This window comes from Skermanella rosea (assembly GCF_016806835.2).
Lineage (GTDB): Bacteria > Pseudomonadota > Alphaproteobacteria > Azospirillales > Azospirillaceae > Skermanella > Skermanella rosea.
The window spans coordinates 459597-473831 of the sequence record NZ_CP086111.1; the positions used below are offsets into that span (position 1 = coordinate 459597).

At 69.9% G+C, this 14235-nt stretch carries 14 protein-coding genes; 9 read left to right on the top strand and 5 right to left on the bottom strand.

Features of this window, described 5'->3' with window-relative positions; translation table 11 throughout:
* Positions 1 to 11: 11 nt before the first annotated feature.
* On the top strand, positions 12 to 293 hold the full coding sequence (locus tag JL101_RS02145) for a GNAT family N-acetyltransferase (protein ID WP_228435248.1): 282 nt from the start codon (positions 12 to 14) through the stop codon (positions 291 to 293).
* Positions 294 to 333: 40 nt separating this feature from the next.
* Positions 334 to 1347: an L-histidine N(alpha)-methyltransferase gene (gene egtD, locus JL101_RS02150; RefSeq protein ID WP_203096880.1), complete on the top strand. Its 1014-nt coding sequence runs from the start codon at positions 334 to 336 to the stop codon at positions 1345 to 1347.
* 14 nt (positions 1348 to 1361) lie between these two features.
* Here the strand turns inward: egtD and JL101_RS02155 are convergent, their stop codons facing one another.
* The 5 genes from JL101_RS02155 to flgF all read right to left on the bottom strand — a co-directional run bounded on the left by JL101_RS02155 (position 1362) and on the right by flgF (position 6558).
* On the bottom strand, positions 1362 to 2660 hold the full coding sequence (locus tag JL101_RS02155) for a Gfo/Idh/MocA family protein (RefSeq protein WP_203096881.1): 1299 nt from the start codon (positions 2658 to 2660) through the stop codon (positions 1362 to 1364).
* Positions 2661 to 3184: 524 nt separating this feature from the next.
* Positions 3185 to 3985, bottom strand: a complete 801-nt coding sequence (flgH, locus tag JL101_RS02160; protein ID WP_203096882.1) for a flagellar basal body L-ring protein FlgH — start codon at positions 3983 to 3985, stop codon at positions 3185 to 3187.
* A gap of 51 nt (positions 3986 to 4036) precedes the next feature.
* Positions 4037 to 4996: a flagellar basal body P-ring formation chaperone FlgA gene (gene flgA / locus JL101_RS02165; protein WP_203096883.1), complete on the bottom strand. Its 960-nt coding sequence runs from the start codon at positions 4994 to 4996 to the stop codon at positions 4037 to 4039.
* Positions 4997 to 5011: 15 nt separating this feature from the next.
* Complete coding sequence (flgG, locus tag JL101_RS02170) at positions 5012 to 5797, bottom strand: flagellar basal-body rod protein FlgG (RefSeq protein WP_203096884.1); 786 nt, start codon at positions 5795 to 5797, stop codon at positions 5012 to 5014.
* A gap of 35 nt (positions 5798 to 5832) precedes the next feature.
* The gene (gene flgF, locus JL101_RS02175; RefSeq protein WP_203096885.1) at positions 5833 to 6558 is read right to left on the bottom strand and encodes a flagellar basal-body rod protein FlgF; all 726 of its coding nucleotides are present in this window, start codon (positions 6556 to 6558) and stop codon (positions 5833 to 5835) included.
* Positions 6559 to 6962: 404 nt separating this feature from the next.
* Here flgF and JL101_RS02180 point away from each other — a divergent pair, with 404 nt between their 5' ends.
* From JL101_RS02180 to JL101_RS02210, 7 genes are all read left to right on the top strand, one after another.
* Positions 6963 to 7535, top strand: coding sequence for a flagellar basal body-associated FliL family protein (locus JL101_RS02180; protein ID WP_203096886.1), 573 nt, complete (start codon positions 6963 to 6965; stop codon positions 7533 to 7535).
* Between the two features lie 16 nt (positions 7536 to 7551).
* Entirely contained in the window at positions 7552 to 8637 is a 1086-nt protein-coding gene (fliM, locus tag JL101_RS02185; RefSeq protein WP_201074230.1) for a flagellar motor switch protein FliM, read from the top strand.
* A complete protein-coding gene (locus JL101_RS02190; protein WP_203096887.1) occupies positions 8634 to 9266 on the top strand; it encodes a DUF6468 domain-containing protein in 633 nt (210 codons plus the stop codon). The genes fliM and JL101_RS02190 overlap by 4 nt, the downstream gene beginning before the upstream one ends.
* Positions 9267 to 9299: 33 nt before the next feature.
* Positions 9300 to 10082 carry a MotE family protein gene (locus tag JL101_RS02195; RefSeq protein ID WP_203096888.1) on the top strand — a complete coding sequence of 261 codons (783 nt, stop codon included), beginning with the start codon at positions 9300 to 9302 and terminating at the stop codon, positions 10080 to 10082.
* A 62-nt stretch (positions 10083 to 10144) separates the two neighbouring features.
* On the top strand, positions 10145 to 10798 hold the full coding sequence (locus JL101_RS02200; RefSeq protein WP_203096889.1) for a protein phosphatase CheZ: 654 nt from the start codon (positions 10145 to 10147) through the stop codon (positions 10796 to 10798).
* A gap of 6 nt (positions 10799 to 10804) precedes the next feature.
* Positions 10805 to 13843, top strand: coding sequence for a tetratricopeptide repeat protein (locus JL101_RS02205; protein WP_203096890.1), 3039 nt, complete (start codon positions 10805 to 10807; stop codon positions 13841 to 13843).
* A gap of 65 nt (positions 13844 to 13908) precedes the next feature.
* A complete protein-coding gene (locus tag JL101_RS02210; protein WP_203096891.1) occupies positions 13909 to 14202 on the top strand; it encodes a hypothetical protein in 294 nt (97 codons plus the stop codon).
* The last annotated feature ends 33 nt before the right edge of the window (positions 14203 to 14235 follow it).

A 14235-nucleotide genomic window follows, 5' to 3' on the forward strand; every position in this document is an offset into this window, starting at 1 on the left:
GGAGAGCGCCCGTGGCGGAAGTCACCGACAATCAAGCGGATAACCGGTACGAGATGGACGTGAAGGGCACCGTTGCCTTCATGGACTACCGGCTGAAGGACGATGTCATCGCCCTCGTCCATACCGAAGTGCCCGAGTCCCTGTCCGGACAGGGCGTCGGATCGAAGCTGGTCAGCGGCGTGCTGGACGACGTCCGGCGCCGCGGCTTGAAGGTTGAGCCGTACTGCACCTTCGTGAAAAGTTACGTCGAGCGTCATCCGGAATACCAGGATCTCGTCCTGCCGATCCGCTAAGCACCGCCGTCAGACGAAAAAAAGATCAAGGGAGGAATACATGACGGATGGAACAGCCAGCCGCCGCATCGGCATGCCTGCGCCCGGACCCGACCGGGACACGGAATTCCTCAAGGACGTCCTCGACGGGCTGGGCCGGCCGGCCAAGGCTCTGCCGGCCAAGCATTTCTACGACCAGCGGGGATCGCGGCTCTTCGACCGGATCTGCGAACTGGAGGAATATTACCCGACCCGTACCGAGACGGCCATCCTCGCCCGCTACGCCGGAGACATCGCCGGGAAAGTGGATCGCGGCGTCACGCTGCTGGAACTTGGCAGCGGGTCGAGCGTCAAGGTGCGCCTGCTGCTCGACGTGCTGGACGAGCCTGCCGCCTACATTCCGGTCGACATCTCCGGCGCGCACCTGGAAGCGTCGGCCGCCCGGCTGGCGGCCGACTACCCGGACATCTCGGTGAAGCCGATCCATGCCGACTACAGCCAGGCTTTCCCCCTTTCGGTGAAGGGCGGAGCGGAGCGTACCCTGGCGTTCTTTCCCGGATCGACCATCGGCAACTTCTCGCCGGAGGAGGCACGGTCCTTCCTGGCACGCCTGGGGCGGCAACTCGGCGCGGGCGGCCGTCTGCTGGTCGGCGTCGACCTTAAGAAGGACGTCGGACGGCTGGAGGCCGCCTACAACGACGCGGCCGGAGTGACGGCGGCGTTCAACCTGAACCTGCTGGAGCGGATCAACCGCGAACTGGACGGCACGTTCGACCTCACGGCCTTCGCCCATCGCGCCTTCTACGACAGGGATCTCGGCCGGATCGAGATGCACCTGGAGAGCCTCAAGCCCCAGACCGCCCTGGTCGCGGGGGTCCCCTTCCGATTCCAGGCGGGCGAGACCATCCATACCGAGGTTTCGCACAAATACACGGTGGAGGAGTTCCGGGACTTGGCGCGCGATGCCGGATGGCGGGCCGACGAGACCTGGACGGACGGCGACCACCTGTTCAGCATTCACCTGCTGACCTTCCAGGAGCCGCCGACCCGCTTCCGCCGGGCTCCGGAGGCGTAGCGACCGAAGGCGCTTCAGCCTTCCTGCCGCGGTTCGGGTCCGCGGGTCGTGTCCCGCCCGGCCACCGCCTCGAGGGATACGGGAGCCATGGTGCGGGCGGATTCGTACAGCGCCTCCATCAGGACATGATCCTGCACCCCCTCCTGGCCGGGCGTCCGCGGCATCCGGTTCTCCTTGACGCAGGAGGCCATGTGGTCGATCTCGAGCGCGAACTGGTTCTGCTGCGGCAGGCGCACCCGCTCGACGATCTCCGCCTTGCCGCCCCGATGCGCCACCTGCATCTGCTGGCCCTCGTATGCGAAGGCGTTCTCCAGGTCGATCCAGCCCTTCTCCAGCCGTACCCGCAGGTCCTTGCTCTCGTGGGCGCCGTAGCTGGTCGTGCAGTTGGCGATCGTCCCGGAGGGGAAGCGCAGCATGAAGGAGACGGTTTCCTCTATCTCGCGGTAGCGCGGGTCGCCTTCCGGGTTGAAGATCCGGGCGAAGACCTCGATCGGCTCCTCCCCGGTGATGGCGCGCGCCGTGTTCAGGCAGTAGAGGCCGATGTCCGGCAGCGCGCCGCCGCCGGCCAGCGCCTTGCTGAAGCGCCACTGGTCGCCGGGTCCCATCACCTGGGTGTTGGTCGCCTCGATGAACCGTGCGGCGCCCATGTCGCCGGAGCGAACCCGCTGGATGGTTTCGCGGTTGTAGGGCTCGTACTGGCAGCGATAGGCCACCATCAGCTTGACGCCGGCCCGTTCGCAGGCGGCGACCATGTCTCGCGCCTCGGCCGAGTTGTTGGCCATCGGCTTCTCGCACATGACGTGCTTCCCGGCCTTCGCGGCGCGCAGCACGTATTCGCGGTGGAGCCCGTTGGGCAGCACGACATAGACCACCTGGACCCGGGGGTTCTCGGCGATCCGGTCGAAATCCGCGTAGTCGTACACCGCCTGGTCGGGAATGCCGTACTGGGAGGCCACCAGTTTGGCCTTCTCAGGCGACCCCGAGACCAGAGCCACCGGCCGCGCCCGCTTGCATTCGGCGAAGGCGGGCAGGAGCTGCTCCAGGGACAGGCGGCCGAGCCCGACGATCGCGAACCCGATGCGCTGATCCGGCGGCAGGGGTGCCGGCGGCGGCGGGGAGGGCCGGTCGGCCTCGCCGCGCCAGTTGGGGAAGGTCACCTTGCCGCCTTCCACCTTGCCGGTGTCGAGCGGCGTCGGGCCGGGTACCGCCGGGCCGCCGGCCGCCAGGGCGGGGCCGGCGACGGCGGACAGCAGGCCGACGGAGCCGGTCCTGATCAGGCTGCGGCGGGAGAGGAATGGAAGGTCGAACGACATCGGCGTGCGCTGGCCCTTGAGTCCCGTGGATGGATCAGATTACCCCGATCACCAGCAGCACGATGATCACGATCAGCGGGACGCCCATCATCCAAAGAATTCCACCCTTGAGCATTGCCGGTCTCCTGTCGTCTTCCGTGAAAGTTCTTGTATTCGAGGAAGTTCAACAGACGCGGCGGTCATTCGTCACGCGTGAGAGCCGGCATCGCCTTCGTTGTTGCCGCCCGATCGTAGGTCGGCGTTCGCCCGTCAGGGCGAACGCCGACACCCCGCACCAACGGTCCTGCCATGCTGTCGGCGTCGGCCTGCGGCCGAGGTCGACCTACGGTCATAGGGAATGTCTACACAGTTCCGTACACAGGAGCAGCACTCGGCCTTTCGATGCGCTCGACTGAAGCGCATGGAGCGATGGGCTCCCGTAGTCCGGCCGTCATCGGCGAAGGGACATTGAAAAGCGCTTTCCGCCGTGGCTGCACCACGGCGGAAAGCGCTCCTTGATTCCATTTGCCTTTCAGGGCCATTCGTCAGAACGGCATGATGATGTCGAAGATCTGCTGGCCGTAGCGGGGCTGCTGGACGTCGGTGATCTGGCCGCGGCCGCCGTAGGAAATGCGGGCCTCGGCGATCTTCTCGTAGCTGATCGAGTTGGCCGAGCTGATGTCCTCCGGCCGGATCACGCCGGCCAGCAGCAGCTCGCGGACCTCGAAATTGACCCGGACCTCCTGGCGGCCCTGGAGCACCAGGTTGCCGTTGGGCAGCACGTCGGTGATCAGCGCCGCGACCTGAAGGGTGATCGTCTCACGGCGGTTGATCTGGCCGGTGCCCTTGTTGCTGGTGTCGCTGGTCAGGCCCAGCAGGTTCTCGCGCCCGCCCGGATCGTACTGGGTCGAGTTGCCCTCCAGCTTGCCTTCCAGCAGCGCCTTGGCGGCGCTGGTGCCGGGCAGGACCTTGTTCAGGTCGAAGCCGAAGATCTCCGGCATGCCGGCGTTCTCGCTGTTGGCCCGGGTCCGGGTGGTCTGGTTGTTCATCTGGGCCTGATCGTTGATGTTGATCGTCACGGTCAGGATGTCGCCGACCCGGCTCGCCCGCTGGTCCTTGAAGAAGGCCCGGGCGCCCGAGCGCCACAGCGAGTTGGCTTCGCGAACGCCGGTCTGCGGCGCCGGCATCGGCAGGCTGACCGGGACGAAGCCGGGGGCGCGGTTCGGGTTCTCGATGTGCGACAGGGCCGGCGCGCTGCCGACTTCGGACAGGCGGCTCGTGGCGTTGCAGGCGGAGAGCGAAGCGGCGGCGGCGGCGATCAGGGCGATGCGGGCGAAGGTCGACATGGCGGTATTCCTTGGGGGCCGGATGTCTCGGCCGGAAATCGGTTCAGGAAATCAGTTCAGGACGGCGGCGCCGGGCCGGGTGACGGAGACCTGGTTGGGACCGACCACGACCGCCTCGACGGTGCGGTTGCTCATGGTGTTGACGACGCGGATCACCGCCCCGTCGGATCCACCCTCCAGCGCCTTGCCCTGGGCGGTCAGCATCATCGACTTGTGCTGCAGCACCATGGTGACCAGCGCGCCCTTGGCGACGACCTGCGGCTGCTGCAGGTCGCGGGCCCGGACCGGGGTGTTGGCGGAGATCTGCCTGCGCGGGGTCCGGCCGACCAGCTCGTCGGCGTCGCGGAGCAGTTCGGCGCCGATCCGGTTCATCCGCACCTCGGTGTAGCCGATGTCGGAAGCCGTGATGACTTCGCCCGGCTTGATCCGGCGGGTCAGGACCGGGACCTCGACGATGGCGGCGGCGCGGCCGGAGATCGCTGTGCGGCTCTGCTCCGGTCCTTCGGCGGGTGCCACCACGACCGCGCTGAAGCGGCCCTGGATCTGGTCGTAGGTCACGGATTCGAGCTTGAGCGTCGCCGGCTGGCCGCTCGGCAGGTGCAGTTCCAGCAGCTTGTTGTCCAGGTCGATGTCGAGGCGGTCGGCTTCCGACCGGCCGGCCAGTTCCTGCGCCACCGCGTCGCGGACCCGTTCGGCGTCCACGACCGTGCTGCCGCGGGTCAGCACCACCCGGTCGTACTGGCTGGCCGGGCGCCAGCCCAGCTGGTGGTAGGAGGCGAGCCGGACCAGGAAGCCGGCGTCGTAGGTGGCGCGGCGGCCTGGCGCCGGGGCGCGGCCGACCGGCTGCCCGGCCTTGTCGCCGACGTCGTCGAACAGGTCGCCCAGGAGGACGGTGTCGCCCTCGATGGTGGCGTCGGTGCGCAGGGTCGCGGCATCGGCCGACAGGGCGGCGGCGAAGGACAGCGCTGCGGAGAGGGAGGCGGACAGGGCGATCAGGGAGAGCTTGTTCATCTATCGGTCCTCCGCTCAGCGCAGCTGGCTGGTGGTGTTCATCATCTGGTCGGTCGTGCTGATCACCTTCGAGTTCATCTCGTAGGCGCGCTGCGCGGTGATCAGGTTGGTGATCTCGGCCACGATGTTGACGTTGCTGGTCTCCAGGGCGCCCTGGACCAGCCGGCCGTAGCCGGGGGCCGAGGGGTTGCCGGGGACGGCGTCGCCCGACGCCGGGGTCGCCAGCAGCAGGTTGCTGCCGATCGCCTCCAGGCCGGCCTCGTTGGGGAACACGGCGAGCTGGATCTGGCCGACCACCTGGGGCTGGATCTGGCCGTCCAGCTTGACCTGCACCTCGCCGCTGCCGTTGACCGTGATGTCCACGGCGTCGGCCGGGACGACGATGCCGGGCTGCACGGTGTAGCCATCGGCTGTCACCACGGTGCCCTCGGCGTTGATCTGGAACGAGCCGGCCCGGGTATAGGCGGTTTCGCCGTCGGGCAGGGTGATCTGGAAGTAGCCCTGGCCGTTGACCGCCAGGTCCAGCGCGTTGTCGGTGACCGACAGGTTGCCCTGCTCGTTGATCCGGTAGACGGCGGCGGCCTTGACGCCCGCGCCGATCTGGACGCCCGAGGGGACGATCGTGCCGGCGTCCGACGAGGTCGAGCCGACCCGGCGCTGGTTCTGGTACAGCAGGTCCTGGAACTCGGCGCGCTGGCGCTTGAAGCCGGTCGTCGTCATGTTCGCGATGTTGTTCGAGATCGTCTCGACGTTCAGCTGCTGGGCCAGCATGCCGGTGGTGCCGATGCTCAGGCTACGCATGGTTGGTTCCTCTTCTCTCAGGGGTAGCCGGGGCTTCAGCTCAGCCGGGACAGCTTGGTGATGGCGTTGCGCTGCCGTTCGTGCTCGGCTTCGATCATTTTCTGGTTGACCGCGTACTGGCGCGAAATCTCGATCATCTGGGTCATCTCGACGACGGACTGGACGTTGGACTCCTCGACCGCGCCCTGGACGACCTTGGTCTCGGGGGCCGGCAGTGGCGGCTCGTCGGTGGTGAAGATCCCGCCGCCCAGCTCGGTCATGAACTGCTCGCGCTCGAACCGGACCAGCTTGATGCGGCCGATCTGGCCCTGGTCGGACGAGACGGTGCCGTCCGCCGCGATGGTGATCGGACCGGAATTCTGCGGGACCGTCATCGGCAGGTCCTGCTCGTTCAGCACCGGCAGGCCGTTGGTGTCGACGATCTGGCGGTCCAGGTCGAGCTGCAGGCGGCCGTTGCGGGTGAACCGCTGGCCGTCGCGCGTCTCGACGGTCAGGTAGCCGTCGCCCTGGAGCGCCACGTCGAGGGGGTTGCCGGTCGAGCTGATCGGGCCGACCGCGGTGTTCCGCAGGACGCCGTAGTCCTGCACCATGGAGATCTTCTCGACCGGGGTGGCCGCCGGCTTCGCCAGGTATTCCAGGAACATCATGCGCTGGTTCTTGTAGGCCGGCGTCGTCATGTTGGCGAGGTTGTTGGCGACCACGTCCATCTGCCGGCGCAGCGCGTCCTGACGCGACAGGGCGATGTAGATGGGGTTTTCCATGTCCGACGCTCTCGTTCCTGGTTGCTGACCCGGCGCCGTCCGCCGTGCCGCGATATCCTTTGCATCCCGCGTGCCAGACCCGGAAACCGCGGGAATGCCTGGGTCCGGGCGCCTCCGACGCTCCGGGGCAGGGATTGCCCGGCATAAATTGCCGGTGCCGGGCGGGGCGCGGGGCAAAGGGTGCCGGTGCGGCGCGTCGGCCGGCCGGGCCATCCGCCGGGGGCTTGGCGGAAGATTGCGGAGAATTATACTTAAAGATTTCTGAACGGGGAGCTGGTCCGCGTCTTGCAGAACGGCAGTAGCGCTTAATAAAGCCGGGTAGCTTCAACGACTTGTTAACTATCCCGAGCTAAGTGTTTACCTAGTTTTTCGCACGCGCGGCGATCGCAGGGAGCCCAGTGATTATGGCGGGTGCAACCCACGAGGAAGATGAGGGGGCAGGCGGCGAAGCGCCGGCACGCAAGAAGTTCAGCGGCAAGAAGCTGGTGCTGTTCGTCATATTGCCGCTGCTTCTCGTCCTGGGCGGAGGGGCCGCCGCGTTCTTCGCCGGCGTCTTCAGCCCCGCCGAACCCGCCGCCGAGGAAGGCCACGGCGAGGCGGCGCCCGCCGACGACGGCCATGGCGCGCCGAAGGACGACGGGCATGGCGGAGGGCACGGCGCGCCGGGCGGCGGCGGTGTGTTCTTCAACGTGCCGGACCTGGTGGTCAACCTGAACAGCACCGGGCGGCGTCCCAGCTTCCTCAAGATCAGCATCAGCATAGAGGTCGGCCGGCCGGAGGATGTGCCGGAAATCGAGAAGGTCATGCCGCGTATCGTCGACAATTTCCAAGTCTACCTCCGCGAACTGCGGCTTGAGGACCTGCGCGGTTCCGCCGGGATCTACCGGCTGCGCGAGGAGCTGCTGATGCGCGTCGGCGTCGCCGCCCAGCCGGTGCAGGTCAAGGACGTCCTGTTCCGCGAAATGCTGATCCAGTGAGCCGGGGGAGCATGGCATGAGCGACCTTAAGCTGGACGGGCTGAGCGACGAGGAGCGGCTGGCCGCCGAATGGGCGGCGCTGGCCGACGAGGGCAGCGACGGCGGCGGCGGCGACGTGGGCGGCGGGACTTCGACCCGCGTGCTCAACCAGGACGAGATCGACAGCCTGCTGGGCTTCGACAGCGACGGCTCGGGCGACGGCGACAATTCCGGCCTGATGGCGCTGGTCAACAGCGCGCTGGTCAACTACGAGCGCCTGCCCATGCTGGAGGTGGTGTTCGACCGCCTCGTCCGCATGATGTCCACGTCGCTCCGCAACTTCACCTCCGACAACGTGGAGGTCAGCCTCGACCAGATCTCCTCGGTCCGGTTCGGCGACTATCTCAACTCCATCCCGCTGCCGGCCATGCTGTCCGTCTTCAAGGCGGAGGAGTGGGACAATTACGGCCTGATGGTGGTGGACAGCGCGCTGATCTACTCCATCGTCGACGTGCTGCTGGGCGGACGGCGCGGCACCGCCGCGATGCGCATCGAGGGCCGTCCCTACACCACGATCGAGCGCAACCTGGTCGAGCGCATGGTCCATGTCGTGCTCAGCGACCTGTCCGCCGCCTTCGACCCGCTGTCGCCGGTGACTTTCCGGTTCGACCGGCTGGAGACCAACCCGCGCTTCGCGACCATCGCCCGGCCGGCCAACGCCGCCGTGCTCGCCAAGCTGCGCATCGACATGGAAGACCGCGGCGGCCGGCTGGAACTGCTGATCCCCTACGCGACGCTGGAACCGGTGCGCGAGCTTCTGCTTCAGATGTTCATGGGCGAGAAGTTCGGCCGGGACTCGATCTGGGAAACCCACCTGGCGAGCGAGCTGTGGATGACCGAGGTCCAGATCAGCGCCGTCCTGGACGAGATCACGGTGCAGCTCTACGACGTGCTGAACTGGAAGGTCGGCACCCGCATCCTGCTCAACGCCACGCCCGACGACACGATCGAGCTGCGCTGCGGCGACGTGCCCATGTTCGACGGCCGGATGGGGCGCAAGGGCGGCCATATCGCGGTCCGGATCGAACGCGAGGCCCCGCGCGAGGAGGATACCCGGAGATGACCGTCACGCTGCCCCTCATCCTGGACGTCCTCATCGTCGTGCTGCTGTCGGCGACCATCGGCTTCGCCATCGTGCTGAACCGCCGGCTGACCCGCCTGCGCGACAGCAAGGACGAGCTGGACGCGCTGGTGAAGGGCTTCGCCGACGCCGCCGGCCGGGCCGAGACCAGCGTCGCCGGGATGAAGGACACGGCGGCCAAGGTCGCCGAGACCCTTCAGAAGTCGATCGACCGGGCCCAGACCCTGCGCGACGAGCTGCAGTTCATGATCGAGGCCGCCGACAGCCTGGCGAGCCGCCTGGAAGGGTCGGTCGGCAGCCACACCCTGCGCGCCGCGACCGGCCCCGCTCCCGCCGCGATCAAGGCGGGGGCCGCGCCGAAGCCGTCCGCGGCGGCATCGCAGCAGCCGTCCGCCGGTCCCGCGCGTCCGGCCAGGGCCGAAGCGCCCGCGCGCCGCCCGCCGCCGCCCGGCCCGGCGAACGCGGCGCAGCATCCGCCCTTTCAGCATGCCGCGCCGGCCGCCCATCCGGAGCCGCCGCCACCGCCACCGCCACCATCCCCGGCGCCGCCGCAGGAGGCCCGCTCGCGGGCCGAGCGCGAACTGCTGCGCGCCCTCGAAAACCTGCGCTAGCAGCGCGCCAGATCCAGCGTCGAGCCGACCGCCATGTCCAAACCCAAACGCCCCGCCAAGACCCCCGCTCCGGCCAAGCCGTCCCGCGCTCCCGCCGGAGCGGCGGCCCCCGTCGCGACGCTGAGCCTGCCGTCCCGCTTCCGGCCGCGCCTGCTGCCGCTCACCATCTTCGTCGCGGTCCTGATGCTGGGAGTCCGGGTCGGCGACATCTGGCTGGCGATCGGCGGCGGCATGCGCGACCCGATCGCCGTCGTCCAGGCCCGGGAGCCCGTAGCGAAGGCCGAGGTTGCCCAGGCCCCGGCCGCCGCTCCCCCGGTTCCGGCGCCGCAGCCTGCGCTGGCTCCGCCGCCGCCGCTGCGGACCGTGACCGCCTCGACCGGCGAGGGCGACGGGCAGGGCTTCGGCAATGTCCAGGCCGAGGCGTTCCAGCGGCTGACCGAACGGCGGGAGGAGCTGGACCGGCGCGCCCGCGAGCTCGACCAGCGCGAGGCCCTGCTCACCGCGGCGCAGCAGCGGATCGACCAGAAGGTGGCGGAGCTGACCGACCTGCGGACCAACATCGAGGGGCTGCTCCGCCAGGTCGACGAGAAGCAGGCGGCCCAGCTCGAAAGCCTGGTCAAGATCTACGAGACCATGAAGCCCAAGGATGCCGCCCGGATCTTCGAGGCGCTCGACATGCCGGTGCTGCTCGACGTGATGGAGCGCATGAAGGAGGCCAAGAGCGCCCCGATCCTCGCGGCGATGGACCCGCTGAAGGCCAAGGAGGTCACGACATCGCTCGCCGACCGCAGCGCCCTGCCCACCATACCCCAATAGTCGACCCCCGAAGACCGTCCCCCGGGATCGGTCCCGCAGGCCGGCCCAACGAGAAGGCGAAGATGACCACCGCTCCTTTCGGCTCGACCCCGCCGCTCCACCAGCGTCTCGCGCTGGCGCGCGATGAAATCCGCCAGCCCTTCGCCCGGGAGGAGGTGGCCGGGATCGTGACCGCCGTTCTGACCTCCATGGAGGGCGACGTCTCCGCCGCCGACCTGAAGCTCTACGGCGAGCTGGAGGCGCTGGCGCGCTACATCCAGCACGCCAAGCGCGAGATCGCGGCGATCCGGCCGGACGACATCGGCAGCGAGCACATCGCCAGCGCCACCGACGAACTGGACGCCGTGGTCGGCGCCACCGAGGACGCGACCAACCGGATCATGGATTCCTGCGACGTGATCGGCGCCATCGCCGGCAAGGTCGATCCGGAGAACGGCGCCGCGTTGACCGCCGCCGTCACCGCCATCTTCGAGGCCTGCAACTTCCAGGACATTACCGGGCAGCGCATCACCAAGGTGGTCCGCACGCTCAAGCATATCGAGGGCAGGATCGACGTGCTGATCCAGGCCCTGGGCGACGAGGTCCAGAAGACCCACCGGAACGCCGCCGCGGCGGCCGACCCGGGCGACGAGTCCTCGCTGCTGAACGGCCCCCAGCTTCCGGGCAACGCGATCGATCAGAGCGAGATCGACAAGTTGCTCGCCAGCTTCGACTGAACCGACATGACAACCCGGCTGGGGGCGGCACTGGCGGCCGCGATTCTGCTCGCCGCCGGGTTGTCCGGAGGCTCCGGTCCGGTCGCGGCGCAGCAGCCCGCCCCCGCGGGTTCCGGCCCGGCGGCCGCCGAGGCGGTGGTCCGGGTCCGCGCGGGCGTGCATCCCGACCGCAACCGGCTGGTGTTCGACTGGCCGGGAGCGGTCGACTATTCCGTCGCCCGGCGGGGCGATACCGTCCAGATCACCTTCTCCAGGCCGGGGCAGGCCGATTTCTCGCGGCTTCAGCGAGTCCGCCTGCGCAACGTGCCGACGGTCGGGCAGGCGGCCGTCGACGGCCGGCTGGTCGTGCAGGTCAGCATCCCGCCCGGCAGCGAGGTCAAGGATTTCCGCACCGGGGCCGGCGGCGTTGCCCTCGACATCGTCGATCCGCCCCGCCGGGAAGCCGCCGCGCCGGCCACGCCCGCGGCCCCCACGCCCGCGGCGACGCCGGCCCCCGCCCAGCCCGCCGCTCCGGTGCCGGCCAAAGCTCCGGCTCCGGCTCCAGCTCCAGCCGCCCCGGTGAAATCGGAACGACCGCCGGCACCGCTGCCCCAGCCGCAGGCTGCGGCTCCGGCTTCCCGCGCGGTGCCGGAGCCGCCGCCGCCCTCGACGGCCCCGCTCCAGCCCGTTGCGGCGCAGCCGCTGTCCCCGGGCGGCGCCGAGACCTGGCGCGGCACCGTGACGGTGGAGGCGCAGGAGCCCGCGGCGGCGGCCGTCTATGTCCGCGCCGGCTATCTCTACGCCGTGTTCGGAAGGCCGCTGGACCTGGAGGGCCGCGTCAGGGTGGATGCCCTGATTCCCGGGCTCGGCGGGCCGGAGACGGTGCCGATGCGGGGCGCCACCGCCTTCCGCATGGCCGTGCCCGACGGGCTGGAGCCGACCGTGTCGCGCGACGGCAATACCTGGCGGATCGCGCTGGCCCAGCGTGCCGCCACCCGGCCCGAAGGGTTGCCGGTCGATGCCCAGCGCGATTTCCCGCTCGGCGCCCGGCTGGTGGTCGGCGTGCCCGACGCCCGGCAGGTGATCCAGATGAACGACCCGGTGGCGGGGGACCAGCTCCTGCTGGTGCCGCTGCCCAATCCGGGGCAGGCCGTGGTCGAGCCGCACGGGTTCGCCCAGCTCCGCCTGTTGCCGGCCGCGCAGGGCATCGTGGTGCAGCCGCTGGAGGATACGGTCGCGGTCCGGCCGATCCGCGACGGCGTCGAGGTGACCACCGCCGGCGGCCTGATGCTGTCGCCGCCCGGCGACCTGGTCGGCGTCTCGCCGACCCGCCTGAGCGGACGGGGCCGCGAGGTCCAGTCTCCGACCGGGCTGTTCGACCTGGCGGGATGGAAGCGCGGCCCCAGCGGCGACTTCAACAAGCTGCGCCAGGAGGTCCAGAGGGCGGTCGTCACGGCGCCCGAGGCCGAACGCGACCGGGCCCGCATGGACCTCGCGCATTTCTACTTCGCCCACGGCTACGCCGCGGAGAGCCTAGGCCTGCTGGGATTGCTCGCGGGCAACCAGCCCGACCTGGAGACCCGTCCCGAGTTCCTGGCGATCCGCGGCGCCGCCCGGCTGCTCTACGGGGACCCGCAGTCGGCTGCCGACGATCTCGCCAACCCGGCGCTCGACGGCAAGGAGGAGGCGATCCTGTGGCGAGCCGCGGTGGCGGCGGAGCGGGGCGACTGGCCGGCGGCGGCGCGCGACTTCGACCGCGCCCGTGCCCAGCTCGACGGCTATCCGGATCCGTTCTTCACCAAGCTGGCTGCCCTGGCGGTGGACGCCCGCATCCGCACCGGCGACCGGACCGGCGCCGCCCGCCTGCTGGATACCCTGGCGCAGCGGACCGGCGGGAATTTCGAGCGCAGGCCGGCCGGGCAGTTCCGGCGCGCCCAGCTCCAGCAGCTCGCCGGCGACAAGGACGGTGCCGCGGCCTCCTTCCTCGCGGCGGCAAGCGGCACCGACCGGCTCTACCGGACCCGGGCCGAGCTGGCCCTGGTCGATATCGAGCTGGAGCAGGGCAAGCTGACGCCGGCCGACGCGGCGGCGCGGCTGGAGCGCCTGCGCTTCGCCTGGCGCGGCGACGACCTGGAGCTGGACATCCTCCAGCGCCTGGGCGAGACCTACATGAAGGCGAACAACTACGCCGAGGGCTTCAACACGATCCGGCAGGCCGTCGCCCTGTTCCCCGAAAGCCCGCGGGCCGCCGAACTGTCCCGCGGACTGTCCGACAGCTTCGCCAACCTGTTCATCAAGGACGGTGCTGCGGCGCTCCCGCCGGTCGAGGCGCTTGGGCTGTACGACCAGTTCAAGGACCTCGCCCCCGAGGGGCCGCGCGGCGACCTGGTGGTCCGCATGCTGGCCGAGCGGATGGTCGAGATCGACCTGCTCGGGCGCGCCGGGGACCTGCTCCAGGCCCAGGTCGCGGGCAAGCTCCAGGGGGCGGAGAAGGGCGAGGTGGGCGCCCGGCTGGCCGAGATCAGGCTTCAGGACGGCAGGCCCGACCAAGCCCTGTCGGCGCTCGACCAGTCCGAGGTTCCCGACCTGTCCGCGGAGATGGTGGCCCGGCGGCGCGTGCTGCGCGCCCGCGCCCTGGCCGAGCTGAAGCGCTACGGCGAGGCGGTGGCGCTCCTGAAGGAGGACTCCAGCCAGTCGGCGGAACTGATGCGGGTGGATATCGCATGGCGCGGCGCCCAGTGGGCCGAGGCGGCGGCCGGTCTCGCCAAGGTGATCGGTCCGCCGCCACCGGCCGGCACGCCGCTTTCCAAGGACAAGGCCGACCTGGTGCTGAACCAGGCGGTGGCCCTGTCCCTGGCCGGCGACAGCGCCGGGCTCGACCGGCTGCGCGGCCAGTTCACCGCGGCCATGGACGGGACGCCCCACGCCGACACCTTCCGCGTGCTGGCCCGTCCGGGGCAGTCCGGCGGTCTGGTCGACCTGGCCTCGATCCAGTCCCGCGTCAAGGAAGTCGGGACCTTCCAGAAGTTCCTCTCCGGCCGCCAGGGCGGGCAGGCGGTGAATTGACGGAACGGACGCCGCCCGGGTCCTGTTGAGTTCTCCCGACTGAACGAGATCCGGAGAAGCCGACCGTGTCAGACCATGATCAGAACAGCAGGAACGACGAAACGGAACGGCTGAGGTTCCGCCCCGGCCAGCCTGTGCAGACCGACGCCGACGGCATCAAGGCCGGGCAGGCGGCCGGCCCGGGCAGCCCGACCGCCGCCGCATCGAGCAGCGGCGGTTCCGGCGATCATGTGGCCCCGGAGCAGAAGGGCGCCAATCCGGTCGCCGGCGGCACCGAGCGGGCGGATGCCGCTGGCGACGCCGAAAGCAAGGCGGCCGAAGGGGATGGCGGGCCGCGCGGGGAACCCGCCACCTCCTGACCGCCCAACTGCTCACCGAACGGGCCGATCGGA